The sequence below is a fragment of the Oerskovia sp. NPDC060338 genome (genome assembly GCF_042726295.1).
GTDB lineage: Bacteria > Actinomycetota > Actinomycetes > Actinomycetales > Cellulomonadaceae > Oerskovia > Oerskovia merdavium.
Window position 1 is genome coordinate 169,422 of sequence record NZ_JBHXCQ010000011.1, and the last position, 14,682, is coordinate 184,103.

The 14,682-nt window shown below is 70.9% G+C and carries 17 protein-coding genes; 4 read left to right on the forward strand and 13 right to left on the reverse strand.

Annotation, left to right across the window (positions count from 1 at the left end):
* Positions 1–14 precede the first annotated feature (14 nt).
* From ACFWGN_RS14895 to ACFWGN_RS14905, 3 genes are all read left to right on the forward strand, one after another.
* Positions 15–2,357 carry a D-alanyl-D-alanine carboxypeptidase family protein gene (locus ACFWGN_RS14895; protein ID WP_377617812.1) on the forward strand — a complete coding sequence of 781 codons (2,343 nt, stop codon included), beginning with the start codon at positions 15–17 and terminating at the stop codon, positions 2,355–2,357.
* Between the two features lie 19 nt (positions 2,358–2,376).
* Positions 2,377–3,183, forward strand: coding sequence for a hypothetical protein (locus tag ACFWGN_RS14900; RefSeq protein ID WP_377617814.1), 807 nt, complete (start codon positions 2,377–2,379; stop codon positions 3,181–3,183).
* 69 nt (positions 3,184–3,252) lie between these two features.
* Positions 3,253–3,747, forward strand: a complete 495-nt coding sequence (locus tag ACFWGN_RS14905; RefSeq protein WP_377617816.1) for a hypothetical protein — start codon at positions 3,253–3,255, stop codon at positions 3,745–3,747.
* A gap of 9 nt (positions 3,748–3,756) precedes the next feature.
* Here the strand turns inward: ACFWGN_RS14905 and ACFWGN_RS14910 are convergent, their stop codons facing one another.
* The 6 genes from ACFWGN_RS14910 to ACFWGN_RS14935 form a co-directional block, all read right to left on the reverse strand.
* Positions 3,757–4,026, reverse strand: a complete 270-nt coding sequence (locus tag ACFWGN_RS14910; RefSeq protein ID WP_377617818.1) for a hypothetical protein — start codon at positions 4,024–4,026, stop codon at positions 3,757–3,759.
* 143 nt (positions 4,027–4,169) lie between these two features.
* Entirely contained in the window at positions 4,170–5,060 is an 891-nt protein-coding gene (locus ACFWGN_RS14915; protein ID WP_377617819.1) for a hypothetical protein, read from the reverse strand.
* Positions 5,061–5,071: 11 nt separating this feature from the next.
* Positions 5,072–8,011 (reverse strand): hypothetical protein, encoded by a 2,940-nt coding sequence (locus ACFWGN_RS14920; RefSeq protein WP_377617821.1) that lies wholly within the window; start codon positions 8,009–8,011, stop codon positions 5,072–5,074.
* Positions 8,008–8,622: a hypothetical protein gene (locus ACFWGN_RS14925; protein WP_377617822.1), complete on the reverse strand. Its 615-nt coding sequence runs from the start codon at positions 8,620–8,622 to the stop codon at positions 8,008–8,010. The genes ACFWGN_RS14920 and ACFWGN_RS14925 overlap by 4 nt, the downstream gene beginning before the upstream one ends.
* A gap of 111 nt (positions 8,623–8,733) precedes the next feature.
* Positions 8,734–9,021 (reverse strand): hypothetical protein, encoded by a 288-nt coding sequence (locus tag ACFWGN_RS14930; RefSeq protein WP_068623957.1) that lies wholly within the window; start codon positions 9,019–9,021, stop codon positions 8,734–8,736.
* Between the two features lie 134 nt (positions 9,022–9,155).
* Complete coding sequence (locus ACFWGN_RS14935; protein ID WP_377617824.1) at positions 9,156–9,584, reverse strand: hypothetical protein; 429 nt, start codon at positions 9,582–9,584, stop codon at positions 9,156–9,158.
* A gap of 104 nt (positions 9,585–9,688) precedes the next feature.
* Between ACFWGN_RS14935 and ACFWGN_RS14940 the strand changes: the two genes are divergently transcribed.
* On the forward strand, positions 9,689–10,249 hold the full coding sequence (locus ACFWGN_RS14940; protein ID WP_377617825.1) for a hypothetical protein: 561 nt from the start codon (positions 9,689–9,691) through the stop codon (positions 10,247–10,249).
* A gap of 13 nt (positions 10,250–10,262) precedes the next feature.
* On the opposite strand, the gene ACFWGN_RS14945 is transcribed toward ACFWGN_RS14940, so the two are convergent.
* From ACFWGN_RS14945 to ACFWGN_RS14975, 7 genes are all read right to left on the reverse strand, one after another.
* Positions 10,263–11,636, reverse strand: coding sequence for a hypothetical protein (locus ACFWGN_RS14945; protein WP_377617827.1), 1,374 nt, complete (start codon positions 11,634–11,636; stop codon positions 10,263–10,265).
* Positions 11,637–11,687: 51 nt separating this feature from the next.
* Positions 11,688–11,930: a hypothetical protein gene (locus tag ACFWGN_RS14950; RefSeq protein WP_377617829.1), complete on the reverse strand. Its 243-nt coding sequence runs from the start codon at positions 11,928–11,930 to the stop codon at positions 11,688–11,690.
* 86 nt (positions 11,931–12,016) lie between these two features.
* Positions 12,017–12,454 (reverse strand): hypothetical protein, encoded by a 438-nt coding sequence (locus ACFWGN_RS14955; protein WP_377617831.1) that lies wholly within the window; start codon positions 12,452–12,454, stop codon positions 12,017–12,019.
* Positions 12,455–12,472: 18 nt separating this feature from the next.
* Positions 12,473–12,778 (reverse strand): helix-turn-helix domain-containing protein, encoded by a 306-nt coding sequence (locus ACFWGN_RS14960; RefSeq protein ID WP_377617832.1) that lies wholly within the window; start codon positions 12,776–12,778, stop codon positions 12,473–12,475.
* 22 nt (positions 12,779–12,800) lie between these two features.
* On the reverse strand, positions 12,801–13,070 hold the full coding sequence (locus ACFWGN_RS14965; protein WP_377617834.1) for a hypothetical protein: 270 nt from the start codon (positions 13,068–13,070) through the stop codon (positions 12,801–12,803).
* Positions 13,067–13,528, reverse strand: a complete 462-nt coding sequence (locus ACFWGN_RS14970) for a hypothetical protein (protein ID WP_377617836.1) — start codon at positions 13,526–13,528, stop codon at positions 13,067–13,069. Before ACFWGN_RS14970 ends, ACFWGN_RS14965 begins: the two co-directional genes overlap by 4 nt.
* Positions 13,529–13,624: 96 nt before the next feature.
* Positions 13,625–14,659 carry a hypothetical protein gene (locus ACFWGN_RS14975; RefSeq protein ID WP_377617838.1) on the reverse strand — a complete coding sequence of 345 codons (1,035 nt, stop codon included), beginning with the start codon at positions 14,657–14,659 and terminating at the stop codon, positions 13,625–13,627.
* Between the last annotated feature and the right edge of the window lie 23 nt (positions 14,660–14,682).

The window sequence follows — 14,682 nt, forward strand, 5'->3', positions numbered from 1 at the left end:
GCATGGGTGCAGGCATGAGCGATGGTCACGAGGAGCGGGTGGACGGTGAGGGCGCGGACAACGCTGCGCCCGCACCCGGCGAGGTGGCGTCCCCGAACACCGAGCGCTCCCCCGCCAACCCTGCCCCCGCGGTGAACCCTGCCCTGGCCGGACTTCAGGCCCGGCCTCCGGCGCGCGCACGCGACCTGCTGGGCGGCGCCCAGGACACGAACGAGACCCCTGCCCCGGGCGCTCCGAGCGACGGCCAGGGCCCCGCTCCCCGCCCGAGCCTGCTGGGGCGTCTGGGAGGCTCGAAGGCGCCCGCTGCGGGTGCCGGGGCGACGAGCTCTGCCGCGGGCGCAGCCCAGGCGGGCGGTGGCGCCGCGAAGGCTGCCGGTGCCGGGGCTGCTGCGGGTGGTGCGGCGAAGGTCGCAGGTGGGGCCGGGAAGGCTGCGGCGTCCGCGAAGGGCGACCCGCTGATGACCGCCGCCCAGCTCGGTGCGAGCAAGCTCAGCTCGGCGACCGGTGGGCGGGTCTCCCAAGAGAACGCTGACGTCGCGGCTGGGGCGCTGGGGACCGCCGCGCACGCCGCCGCCGGGAACGTGGCCGGGGCCGTCCTGACCGGTGCCAAGACGATCGCGAAGGACCCCCGGGCCAAGCGGATCGCGGTGGCGGCCGCCACGCTGATCCTGCTGATGCTGTTCATGCTGCTGGCCCCGATGACGATCGGCCAGGCGAACAACTCGACGTCGAACGAGTCGATCCACACGAACGCCGCGGTGGCCGCCGAGGCCAGTGGCATGGCGGTCGAGGCCTCCGACATCCTGCGCGCGAGCACGCAGGGCACCTCCGTGCCGTGGCCGGTCCTGGCCGCGGTCTACCTGACGTTCACCCCTGACGAGCTCACCCCGGCGACCGAGGACCAGTCACCCACCCCGCCGCCCGACGGCCTGTTCCGTCTCGGCGTGGACGAGGCCCGGGCCGCCGAGGCGGGCATCGACCCGAGCGATCTGTCCGACACCGCGGCATGGGTCGTGCAGGTCATGGAGGACCGACCCGAGGGCGAGCCGCCGTTCGAGGGCGTGGACCTCCTGGCGGGCTCCTCGCTGGTCGTGGACCCCGAGACCGGCGATGCCACCAGCACCTACGACACCGACCCGGACCTGGACGAGGCCGCGCAGGAGTCGCGAGCCGCGTGGCTGCCCGCGCTGGCGCGCCTGCCGATGGCCACCCCCGTCGACGAGCAGAAGGCCGGGCTCGTGTACGACCTGGCGGTCAAGCTCGCGGGCGGGATCGAGACCCAGTGCACCCCGACGAACACGATCGTCCCCGTCGACACGGCCACCGAGCCGGCCGACGGCGAGCCCGACGACGCAGCGACCGGCTCCACCGGTTCGGGCCTGGCCGACGCGGACGCCAAGGCCAAGCAGGACGCGGAGAACGGCGCGGGCGCCCCGGTCACGATCGCCCCGGGAACTGTCCCGGTCGTGGAGGGCTTCGACGCCGAGCAGGTGACCAACGCGCTGGAGATCATCGCGGTCGCCGACGAGATGTCCGTGCCCGACCAGGGCATCATCATCGCGTTCATGGCCGGGATGGTGGAGTCCGGGATGCGCGACCTGGACCACGGGCACTCCTCCTCTCTGGGGATCTTCCAGCTGCTGTCGATGCACGGCACCGCCGAGCAGCGCATGGACACGGCGTTCAGCGCCCGGTGGTTCTTCAACGTCCTGCTCTCCCACGAAGGGTGGGAGGCCAAGCCCCTGGGCGAGGCGGCAGCCGACGTCGAGCGCCCGGCCGCGCAGTACCGCGACCGGTACGCAAAGTACGAGGACCAGGCCCGGATGCTCGCAGCGGCGCTGGGCCGCGGCTCCTACATCGCCAACCCGGACGCCGCCTGCCCGCCCGCCGGCGGCGACTTCGCCACGGGCACCCCGGGCAGCCCGGACGGGCTCCTCAACGGTGGCGCGTGGGGAGGGCACAGCAACGGGATGATCCCCGCCTCGGCGCTCTCCTCGGTCCCGTGGGCGCCAAACCAGATGCTCCGCTCGGACGCGACCACGGCCCTGGTGGCGATGAACGCCGCTTACCGGGCCGAGTTCGGCAAGGACATCTCCATCACCGACGCGTACCGCACGTACGCCTCCCAGGTCCGGCTCAAGGCCCTGAAGGGTCACATGGCTGCCACGCCGGGCAAGTCGAACCACGGCTGGGGTCTGGCCCTGGACCTAGGCGGTGGCATCAACAGCTGGAGCACCCCGCAGCACGCGTGGATGAAGGCGCACGCCCCCTCGTTCGGGTGGGTCAACCCGAACTGGGCGCAGCCAGGAGCAGGGAAGGAGGAGCCGTGGCACTGGGAGTTCGTCGGGGTTTCCTGAGAATCGAACGGAGGCAGTCATGAACCGCAAGCTGATGATGGTCCTGGGCTTCGTGGCAGCCGTGGGGGTGGTGGCCGTGGTGCTGCTCGCCATCAATCTGACCAGTCCGAACAGGCCGCAGGCCGAGCCGCCGCCCTCCCCGAGCGTGACGGTCACCCTCGACCCGCCGGAGACGGACGGGCCGACGGCCGACGTAACCACGCCCGGGGGCCTCACCGAGGCCGACCTGGCGCGCCTGCACGACTTCCATGAGCGCCGGGTGGAGGGGGCGCAGATGGTCGAGCTCATCGACGTCGACTCCACGTCGCACCTGCTGCCGGCCGCCGAGGTGCTCATGCGCCAGGACCTGGTCGCCGAGCACGGCTGGAGCGTGGAGGACATCATGGGCGACGACGGTGCGTTCCGCGTCGCCTCGACCTACGTCGCTGCCCGCCACTCCCAGTCCTACGTCGACGGCGGGCTGGCCACGATGGCCACGGCCCGATCCCTGGCAACCGGCGAGCTCGCCGCGACCCTGGACGCGTACGTCGCCGAGATCTCCGAGATGGGGCCCACCGTCGGCCAGGTCTCGCTCGGGGAGATCCTGACCGCCAACATGACCCTGGTCTACGCCGCGCGCGGCCTGGACGAGTTCGGGCCCACCGACCACGACCACGCGGTCCTGTTCGTGAACTACCACGTCGACACGAACCTCAACTTCCCCGACCAGGAGTTCACGGACCTGGTGACCGTCGAGCGCACGAGCGAGGGCTGGAAGGTCTCGGGGAACCCGCAGCTGGACCTGGGCAACGTCCACGACGGCGCCGCCGAGGCGATCGGGGACTGAGCGGCCGGACGTCCCGGGCGCTGGGCAGGCGTTCGGGACTTTCGCGTGCCCGCGGCCCACGAGGGGTGCATGAGCCAGACACCGATCCTCGAAAACCCCGCGCAGGCCACGAACCTCGGCGGCTACCGCCTCACCAAGTACCGTGAGGCCGGCGGGCGCGAGACGACGTGCTTCAGCGCCGAGCTGACGCTGAACGGCGCGACGATCGCCACGGTCCGCAACGACGGCAACGGTGGCTCGAACTTCTACTGGTTCAAGACCCCGCAGGAACGTGACGCCTTCTTCGCGTTTGCCACGACGTGGAACGCGGGCACCAGGCTCGCGGGCATCGAGGACGAGGACGAGTTCGTGGTGTACCTGTCCGTGGTGGCCGCGATGAACCGCCAGCGCAAGGTCGCCTTCGTCCTGGACGGCGACGACTTCACGGGCACCGGCGAGTACCGCACGTTCCCGGCGCGCGTGACCCGCGAGGAGGCCGTGCAGGCCCTGCGCGCACTGCCCTACTCGGCCCAGCACCCTCGCGTGTGGGACCGCGACAGCGCCCAGTTCGTCGCCATCATCTGACCTCGGCGTCTACTGGTCGGTGGGGAGGCCCAACTTCTGGGCGACGTCGGCCCAGCTCAACCGGTCGAGCACGATGCCCGACGCTGCCCCGTCGGCGAACGAGCCGATGGCGGTCGGGAACGTCGTCTCGATGCCGTGCCCTGGCACCTCCACCTCGACCAGATCGCCGTCGAGGCTCCGCACGGCGAACGGAGTCCCCGCGGGCAGGACCACGTACTCGTCAGGGTCCTCCTCGACGAGCACCCACTGGGGGTCGGCAAGGGTGAATGTCTGGGCCATCTGCTTCCTCCTGCGACGGTAGCCGTGCCCCGGCCCGCGCCGACTGGCGCGCCCCAGGACCGCTGACGCATCAAGCATCCCCTGCACCCTGGCGTAGCGCGCGAGGGAACCGCAGGTTGCCCTCGTCGCGCGTGGTCCGAGGCCTACTGGTCGTGTTGGTCGCGCGGGCGGGCACCGTCGGCCGTCGGGATGTACCCGGCCGAGACAGCCGGTGCAGGCTTGGCACCGAGCAGCCAGTCCCACTTCGCCCGCCGCTCGCTCTTGCGCTCCAGGGCAGCCTTCGCAGCCTTGTCCCGGCGCTCCTGAGCCTTCACCTGCTCGGCCTCGCGGAACGCCTTGCGCAGGCGCGGCTTGAGGTAGTGCCGCATGTTCTTGTACGAGTCGAAGGGCTCGTCGGGCACCGGTTGGACGAACTCCAGGTCGTACTCCTGGATGAGCCCTCGCAGCATGATGTCGCGCCCCTGCGCGGCCCGCTCGTGCATGACCTTGTCGTACTGCCCGTTCGACATGTCGTAGGCGTCGCGGTCGGGCATCTTCAGCAGCTCGGACAGCCCCCAGGTGGCCAGCGCCTCGCTGTCGTAGTCGTCGAGCAGCTGGCCGACGGTCATCTTCTGGTCGGGGGCGACCCACAGCTCGTACTCGCGGACCTTGGCCAGCGCCTGAGGGTCGAGCAGGCTCGCGTCGTACGCCATCCGCCCTGCGCGCATCGCCGGGGCGTAGAGCTCCACCGGCGGCACCCGCGGGGGCGGGGTGTCCTTCATCAGGCCCACCGAGGCGAAGTCGATGTGCTCGGAGTACGCCTCGGCCAGCCCGTCCAGGTCGGTGACCCGGGTGGCGCGCATGTCGACCGTCGCCCAGAAGTCGTAGATCTGCTCGGCGGAGTACGGCAGCGGGGCGTTGTTCTCGTCGTGCCCCAGGTTGTGCCGGCGCACGCTCGTGGACACCGGCAGGGTCGAGAGCCCGCCCTGCGCCTCGGAGATCGCCTTGGGCCCGAAGCGCCCGTCGCCGCTGCGCGGCTGGTTTCCGTAGTACATGGCTGCTCCTCCTAGATCCACTTCTTGGCGGCGTCGCGGCTGGCCTCACGCCGCTCGTCGTTGACGATCTTGGTCTTCAGGGCCTCGGCCTCACGGGACTGCTTGTCCGTCATCGGCCCGGCGCCGGGTCCAGCCACGGCGGTGCGTGCCTGCTCCTGGGCCCTGTCGTCGAGCCCGGGCGTGCGGTCGGACACGGCCCGGTTGTGCATCGTGTAGACCGCCGACATGTACTCCTCGCGCGAGGCCGGGTTGATGCCCGCGCTGACGCGTCCGCGAGCCGAGCGGGCGGTACGAGCAACCGCTCCCCCGCGCACCCCGCGCACGACCGCCGCACCGGCCAGGATGGGCGCTGCCACACCGCCGGTGGCTGCGATCAGCGCTGCCGAGCCGGCGACCTTCAGGCCCAGGCGTGCGGTGCGCGCCGGGTCACGGCGGACGCCGTCCATCGTGTCCTGCACCTTGGCCAGCGCCTTGCCCTTGGCCAGGGCCTGCTGACGCGAGGCCCAGTCGCGCGACATCAGCCGCGGCGCGGACGCACCCTCGGGGCGGGCGCCCTTCCAGCCGTTCGCCTCGGCGATCTTGTCGTTGCGCAGGGCGCGGTCGGTCTTGATCTGGCGGCGGATCTCCTTGGTCTGAGAGAGCCCGGCGCGATCGGCCTCGCGGCGCTCCTCAGCGGGCAGGGCCATGCGGTCGCGCTGTGCTTCGCGCACGTCGTGACCGGTGACCACGCCCAGGTCGCCCAGGGCCCCCAGGGCCGCGCTGCGACGCCCCTTGGCCATGTCGATGTCGGCCTGGGACCCGCCGAACTTCCCGCGGCGCCCAGCGGCAGCCCCGGCAGCAGCACCCATGCCTGCACCGGCCGCGGCAGCACCTGCCCCGCCCCAGCCGCCGCGCGAACCGCCCGCGCCGCCCGACCCGGAGCTCGCAGCCTTGCCCGCCATGTTCTGCGCGCCGGCACGAGCCCGCGAGCCTGCCCCGGAGAGCTTGGACGCGACCACGCCGCCGACGCCGCCAGCGGCAGCACCGAACGCCAGGGCCGAGCCGAGCTTGAACGGCGAGGGGGCACCGGCGGACTTGAAGACCATGGCGATGACCCCCATCGCGATCAGCGGTGCCACGCCCGTCCAGATGACCCCCATCAGGGAGCTCGAACCCATCATCGAGACGCCCGCGTTGACGATGACGTCGGTCATCAGGGTCAGGATCGCGAGCAGCAGAGAGGCGCCGGCGACGAAGATCGTGGTGCCCAGGATCGAGCGCACGTACTTGGCGACCTTCGCGTCGTCGGCCTTGCCGACCCACAGTGACATGACCATGACGAACGCGAGCCCGAGCATCATCACGACCTGGGCGATCTTGCCGATCATCAGCGCCAGGGAGACCAGGCCGAAGCTGAGCAGGACGCCCGCCCCGGAGATGACGTACGCGAAGGAGGCGACCATGCCCGAACCGACGTAGCGGCCCTGAAGGGTCAGGAGGTAGTCGCGGACGTCGGCGGTGTCGTTGCCCGAGGTCGCTTCAGCGATCTGGTTGCCGTTCTCGTACTCCAGCGCCGAGCTGTTCGAGTCGAAGCCGGGGTCGGACCACCAGGTCGCGCACATCTCGGGGGTGATCGCTCCGCCCTTCTTGCCGGGGTCCCCGTCGCGCTTGGTCTGGGACCAGTTCGCGTCGACATCCCACGAGGTGGCCTTGGTGCCGTCCATGGCCCCGGCGGCGTTCCGCTTGAGGTGGCAGGCGCCCCAGGCGATGAGCGTGTTGTCCGTCTCGACGTTCCCGGTCGGGTTGAACGCGATCGAGTCCTGGTTCTGCCCGGCGCTCTTGCCCGTCGCGTCGGCGAAGACGCCAGCCTGCGGACCTGCCCCGATCTGGGAGTTGAGTTCGAGCTGGTGGCAGTACACGTACTGGCCGTAGTCGTTGTTCGCGCCGTACTGGCTCTTGGCCCAGGACTGGAGGCCGGAGTTGACCCACATCTGGGAGATGACCAGCGGCGTCGAGGAGGAGTTGGACGACGTCGTGGACTGGGCGCGGGCGTTGAGGGCCGAGACGTAGTCCATGCAGGTGACGTGGCTGGTGTCTCCGCTGAGCGGGGCCGTGTACTTGGGCGCGACGATCGCCCGGGTCGGGCCGTCGGCGATGAGCGCGACGGTGTTGTTGGCGGTCGTGATGAACCATCCGGGCGAGAACAGGCCCGGCTTGAAGCTGGTCGCGCTGCCCGTGGACTGCGAGGCGCCGAACGACATCACCACGAGCACGCCGAGGATGACCAGGGACTTGAGCAGCTTGCCGACGGACCGTCCGCCGCTGGTCGCACCTCGCACGAGCGTGGCGATGACCGAGGCGATGATGACGACCCCGACCACGGACATCTCGCCGTTGCCGATCAGGGCGTTGGTGAGCGACTTGAACGTCTGGTCGATCGTGTACCCGGCCGACTGGAGGAGGTCGAACCCGACGGCGGCGTCCGAGACGTTCGCGGCGAGCTGCCACTCGAAGGTCCCGATGGACGAGAGCAGGGACTGCACGCCGTCGCGCTGCACCTTCTGCATCGCGTCGTCCCAGACCTTGGAGCCCAGGCGGTGGTGGAAGATCGTCGTGGCGTCCGCCCACCGGTTCAGGGGCAGGCACGAGGAGTCGCCGATGTCGGAGCCCGAGCTGCCCAGGCACAGGTCCCGGTTGCTGGCCTGCGAGAGGCCCTGGGCCAGGCTCGCCGAGCCGGTGCTGGTGCTGGTGCTGGTGCTGGCCGCGGCGCTCACGCCCGTCGCCGCGGTGGTGCTCGTGCTCGCGGTGGTGATCGTGGCGGGCAGCGTGCTGGCCTGAGCGGCCGGAGCCAGGACGGAGACCGCGAGCAGCAACGCCAGGGCGCTGAGCACCGTCCACACGACGCGCGTGATCCACGGGGCGGCGTCCAAGGTCCGGTCACGTCCTGCGGTGCCGGTGGCGGGGGAAGTCATGAGGTGGTTGCTCCTCGGGTGAGCATGTCGGCGATGTCGTCGGTCACGCCGGTGCCGGCGCTGCGGCTCACGGTGCGTGCGGCCGACGCGTGGAGGGCTCCGCGTCGGGCCTGGCGGGCGGTGATGAGCGGGATGAACGCGGTGGGGTCGACCTCGCGCACTTCGGTGCGGCGGCGGGTCAGACCGAAGGACTCGTCGATGTCGAGTCCTCCCTGGGCGTCGCGGGCCATCAGCGGCACCGAGCTGGACATGACCTTCACCCGCAGGGCGAGGGCCGGGTCGATCGGGTAGCCGCACAGCACGAACGTGCCGGGGCTGTACGCGTTGCGGTCACGCAGCGACTGGTAGTGCTTGCGCTTGAGGCCCGTCGAGGAGCGGCCCAGGATCAGCCAGATCCCCAGTGCCTCCCCCACGAGGAACGCCGCGAGCCCGGCGGTCGGGTTGATGAGCCCACCGAAGATCATGGCGAGGGTCAGGCCGGGGATCAGGCCCCACAGGGCAGCCCACAGCGCGGGGTAGGAGACCTCGAAGGACGCGATGACGGTCGTGCGGTCCTTCTGGGCTTCTGCCCCCGTCAGGTCGGTCAGTGCTCGAAGCGCTGCGTACGCCACCTCACCTCACCCCTTTCGTCTCGTGTGCCCGCCCCGGGTTTCCAGGGCGGGCCGGATGCTCCGACATCGGGACCTGCGGGTGCAGATCTCCTCAGGTGACCCGAAGGCCACCTACATGCCGGAGAACAGTCCGATCACGAAGTTGACGATGAAGCTCGCGAACTTCAGCACGAGCGGGATGACGACGTTGGGGATGATGATGAGCGCGGAGATGGCAAGCATCCAGCCGAGCTCCTTCGGGTTCCCCGAGCCCTTGCGCTTGGCGATGATGAACTTCGCCACGGCGTACGCGGCGACGGCGGTTCCCAGGACGGCGAGGATGCCGGCCAGCCCGGGGACGGCGCCGGACAGCGCGGCCCACAGCTTGGCCCAACCTGCCGCGAAATCGACCTTGGTCATGTTTCTGCTCCCTGTGTGTCGGGTCCGATGTCGGGATCTGTCACCCTTGCCCTGCACCTATGCGCAGAATTGCGGGTGACCTTTCACCTAGGTGTTGACGGGGGCGCATTCCTTCGGTCACCAGGCACGGGCCCTCACGAGGCGATCAGCGCGTCCGCGGCTTGCCGGGCCTGCTCCCGACCGGACTCGTCCAGGTCCCACCCGCCGCTGGCGGCAGCACGCACCACGGGGTTCGGGTCACGAGCACCTCGGGCGGCCGCCCCGGCGTGGAAGGACGCGGCAGCGGCGTGGCGCACCACGACCGGCTGGGTGCGGGGGTCCGCGAGCTCGACGACGACGTCGTACGGGACGTGCGAGGAGGCCAGCACATCGACACGAACCGCGGGGTCGGGGTGGCGCGCCTGGGCACGCAGCTCGTCGTCGGTGGCGAGGGCTGCATCGACGTCGCCCACGTCGTCGGCAGGGCTCAGGGCGCTCAGACCGCCGGGCGTCTCGGCGACGGGCTTGGCTGCGAACTTGCCGTCTCCAGCCCGCGGGTGGGCGAGGTCATCGAATCCGTTCATAACCGCTCGTTGACGGGCGGCGCGCTATTCGGACACGAACTCCCAGGTCGCCCCCTGTTACCGTGGGCAAAACTGCCAGTCACCAATCAGCAAGGGGCTCCTGCATGACTCGCACGATGCGCACTGTCGCGACCACGACCGTTTGTGTGCTGACCCTTTTCGCCACCGCGGCGTGCTCGTCAGACACCAGCGACGGCGGGGGTGAAGACAAGGGCGCCGAGCAGGAGACCACCGAATCGGTGGACCGTGCGCTGTTCGACACGACGGTCGAAGAGACCCAGGCGGAGTTCGAGCGCTGGGACGCCGCAGACCAGGCGTTGAGCGCGAAGGCCACCGAGGTGCAGGCCTTCTGCGACGAGAACTGGCGGGACACCGGCGAGGTCGCTGCGACCTTCACCGACGCTCAGGCGTGCTTCGACTACCGCATCAGCGAGTACTTCCCGGCCAGCAGCCCGATCTACGGATACGCCGATCACACCGCGGCCCGCGAGACGATCGCCGAGAAGCAGGAGGCGTTCGACGGGCTCATCGACGTCTCGTCCTTCCCGAACACTACGGACGGATTCTTCGATCAGGCGGGTGAAATCGCGACGCTGCGCAACGAGGTCGCCACGCAGGTCGAGCTCGCCCTGCCCGCAGCCGAACTCGCCGGCCAGCCGAGCTGACCCGGCCGAGGGCCTAGTCGCCGTCCAGGACGTCAAACTTCACGCGTGTCAGGACCGTCTGGTCGGTGCCCTCGTACGCGCCGTGACTCTTCACCGACCCGCCGGTCAGGGTGATCTTCGCCCCGACCTCCACGTCCTGGCGGCGTGAAGCGAACCACTTCAGCTCGTGCCCGGCCTCGTCGCGCATCAGCAGCAACGTCTTGGTGACCTCCATGCGCTGGTACGGGTCGTGCTCGGTCATGTGGTGCACCTTGGCGACGGTCACGCCCAGGCCCTTGACCTTCTCTCCGACCGGCGCCGCGAACCCGGGCGTGGGAGGGACGTAGGCCTTGCGCTCCTTGTGCCGGGCCCACGGGGAGACGGCGGAGACGAGCAGGCCGAGGTTCTTCGCCCCGACCCACTCCCCTCGGGTGACGGTGCGGACGTTGTGACCCCAGTCCGAGTCGTCGTCGATGCCCTCCTCGATGTAGTCGCGCAGGGCGTCGACCTCGCCGTCGGCCGTGACCTGGGCGGCGCGCTCACGGATGCGCTCGCGCCACGCGCGCTCCTCGGGGCGCTCTCGGGGTGAGGGGTGCATCGCGGCGAGCACCTTCCCCGACGTCGCGTTTTCCCCGGTCATCTCCGCTCGGCTCCGCGAGACGAAGCCTTCCTCGTGGGAGATCGCGAGCGAGAGCGCCAGGACGTCTTCGACAGGGGTCACCGAGCGCCCGTTGCTGAACGAGCCTGCGCCCGGTTCGTCGTCGTCCTCGCCGACCCCCTCGACAGGGTCGTAGCCCAGGGCCCACAGGCCGGTGGGTCGCACCCCGAGGAACGCCTGGACGCACGTGGAGCCGAGCTGCGTCCGCTCCCCCGCCTCGTCCTGGACCAGGTAGGTGGTGGCCCGCTGCTGGGTGCGTCCGCAGTGGCCGCACTCCATCGACGTCGGCGTCCACCCGTCGAGGTTCTCCCCGCGGGCCACGCGCGTGACCAGCCCCGCATCCTCGGACTCGACGGCTGCCATGAAGCGGTAGCCGCTGAAGCTGATGGCCGGGGCGTTGAGGGTCAGCGTCGTGAACGGCATGTGGTGGGTGGTCTGGGTGCCGTCGGGGGCCTGCTCGACGACGGGGCGCACGTCCTGGGTCGTCTCGAACTCGAAGCGTTCCTCGATCCCGGCTCGGGCCAGGCGCTTGTTCGCCGCCTCGATCCGCTCGATCGCCTCGGGGAGCCGGTGGGAGGCGAAGACGTGGACCTGGCCGGGCACGGGTTCCTGGTCCTGCTCATCGGGCTCGGGGGCGCCGGCGAGCGTCAGGGCGTCCAGGCCACCGGCCGCTTCGTCCACAGGCTTGTCCGTGAACTTCCCGTCACGGGTACGCGGGTGCGCGGCGGCGAAGTCGGTGCTCGTGTCCATACCTACCTGTTGGCGGGCGGGGACCGGCACGGACACCTGTGCCGGGTGCGGTCAGCGCGGGCGCGCCACGGCCGTGCTGATCGCCTGCAAGACGGTGTGGTCCGCCACGGCCCGGTCGTGCGCCCTGATCTCGTGGTTCTCCATGGCCACGGCGATCCGGGTGAGCGCTTGCAGGATCTCCTGGTGTCGCTCCTCCTCGCGGATCGCGCCACGCTCCGCGAGCTCTCGCAGCTTCTTCGTCGACAGCTGCGTGTGAACCGCGGCGATGTGCTGCGAACTCTCGATCAGGCCCATGGGTCCTCCCCTGCTTCTGGTGGACTAAGAGCGTCCCAGGGCGAGGCCGCCGACCGCCAGCGAGGCCGGTCGACTTCACCCTTGGGTCAGGCCTGGGCGCGCTGCACCTCGGCCGTGACCGCGACGACGGTCGGGCAGGGGAACGGCACGCCGCAGTGGTCGCACATGAGTTCGGGCAGCGGCGCAGGCTTGCCCCCGACCGAGAAGACGCGGTGCAGGTCGAGCACCGCGCGCAGGGCCGCGGACATGACCGAGTGGTCGGTGCGGGAGGCGGCGATGAAGGCGCGGTCGCCCGGCTCGATCGTCACCTCCAGCGTGCAGGCCGAGCGGCACCCGCACTCCCCCGAGTGGCTCACTTCGAGGACCTCGGTGTCGTACGTGTAGGTCTCGGGGTCACCGGCGCGCCCGGACAGGGTCGGGACCCGGTACTCGTCCCACGTCCACGGTCCGCTCGTCGCGGCGGCGGCGCGCGCTTGGGCCTCGTCGAGCCAGGTGTTCGGGTCGATGCCAGGTGAGGTGCTCATGCCCTGCCCGTGGGGCGATCAGGGCTCAACGTCCCCCTCGTGCGGTTCCTCGATCACGACCGTGACCACGTGCTCGACGTGCACCCCGACCGAGAGCGCGTAGCGGCGCAGCCCGGCCAGGTCCCCGCCGCGGGTCTCGATCGTCCTGGCGTCGGCTTCGCTGATGCCCATGCGCGCGGCGACCTCCAAGACGCTGAGCCCTATCGAGATCCGTCGGGCACGCAACGACTCCACGAGCTGGTGGTCGGAGTCCACGAGCCGTCCGGCGAGGGCGTCGAGCGGTTCGTTCGGGTCGATCCCGAGCAGGGCGTCCAGAGCGCTCACGGGGGCCGTCCCCGTCAAGGGCTCACCGGCCATCGTCGGTCCCCGGGGTCTTGGGTGCGGCCTGCCGCGAGATACGCCACGTCGGGTGGCAGCGGCTGGTGCGCTTCTCGCCGTCGAAGCGGACCCCCAGGTACTGCTGGGGGAAGCTGACGAGCACGCCGTGGCGGTCGTGGGACGTCTCGGCGCAGCGGCCGGTGTCGGGCGCGGGGCACGCGGCGTGGTCGTGCAGGGTCATCCGCTCGCCGACCTTGTAGTCGACGGCGTAGCGGGTGCGGACGTACTTGGCACTCATGGCTTGCCTCCTGACGGCTGAGCGGTTGCGACCAGGACGCGGTCTGCGGCCAGGTAGGCGTCCTGGCGTCGCTGCTGCTGCTCCTGGTCGCGCGGGTCGTGCGCGCCGGACCAGTCGCTGAACGCCACCGGGTCGATCGCCTCGGCCACGACCTGGCGCGGGGGCAGGGCACGTGCCCACATCGCCCCCTCCACGAACGCGACCTCCTCGCGGTCGCTCGCGGTGCCCACCTGCATGCGCGGGCGCCGGTACCTGCGGGTCGCCTCGGCGCGGACGGCCCGCTCGAAGTCGACAGCCGCCGGCTCGCCCTCGACGGGCTCTGCGTGGTCGGCACCCAGGGTGCACAGGCAGCCGAACGTCAGGTCGGTGCCGTCAGCCTGGGTGAAGGTGATGCTGTGCGCGCCCTTGATGAGCTCGGCCAGCGGGTCGGTCGCGGGGTTGGTCGGGTCGGCGTCCATGCCCTACCTGTGGGGCGTGCCCGCAGAAACGTCCCCCCGGCTGCCGGCGCGCAGGCGACGTCGTGGACGGGGCGGAGGGTCGGTCCGCCCCGTCTCTCAGGCTGCGACGGCCTGGTGGCGGGCGTTGGCTGCGGCCAGGGCTCCGGACCACAGGTCGGCCGCGTGCGGACCGGCGGTGCGCAGCTGGTCGACGATGGCCTGGCGCTCGTCGATGTCCTTGGTGCCGAACGGGGTGAAGAGCGCATCGGTGTACTGGTCCTGCTCGCCGGAGTCCCACGTCGACATCGCTGCCTTGATCCCGGCGTCGGGCCCGTCGGGGTGGCGCACGATGATCGTCCGGGCGGCGGTGACGTGGTGCTTGGTCAGGGAGCCGGTGACCTTCGGGGCGCCGGTCAGGTCGGCCATCGCGTCCCAGGCGTCACGCTTGATCGCCATGTGCTCGGCCTTGCCGACGGCGCGCTCGTGACGGTCCAGGAGGTCGTACACCCCGGCGTCGTTCGTGGGCTCCTCCCCTGTGCCGTCGTCGAGGTGGGTCGGGCGGTAGGCGCCGGCGCGGTCCTCGATCATGTCGACCATGGCGGTGCCGCTCTCGACCTGGGCGTCGAGGGAGACGACCTTTGCGATGCGGTAGAAGTCGGTGCTGGGCTTGCGCTGGTCGGCGGGCCACTCGGCGAGGATCTTCTCGGCGAACGCGACGACCTGGGCCGGGCTGGCCTCGTGTCCCTGCGCCTGCTCTGCCTCGGCGACCTGCCCCGAGAGCATCCGCAGCGCGCGGGCCTGCGAGGAGTGCATGTTGCGGTCACGGCTGAGCAGGTTACGGGCCACGACGTAGACGTACCCGGCGTGAGTTTCCTGGCCGCGGGCCTGACGTCGCAGGCACACCTCCACGACGTCGGAGACCATGTCGTCGTCAAGGTCGCGCACGTGCATCGACTGGTTGCGGCCTCTGCGCACGCGGTTCACGGCGCTACGGGCTTCGTCGAGGAGCTCGTGGCCGGAGAGCGGGTGGTCGCCGCCGTCGTCGGGCGTCAAGGCGGTGAGCCCGCCGGTTGCTTCGTCGACCGGCTTCTCGGAGAACTTGCCCGCGCCGTCGCGGGGATGGCTGTGCTCGTTGAATGCGTGAGTGCTCATGCCCGTTCGTTGACGGGGGGCGC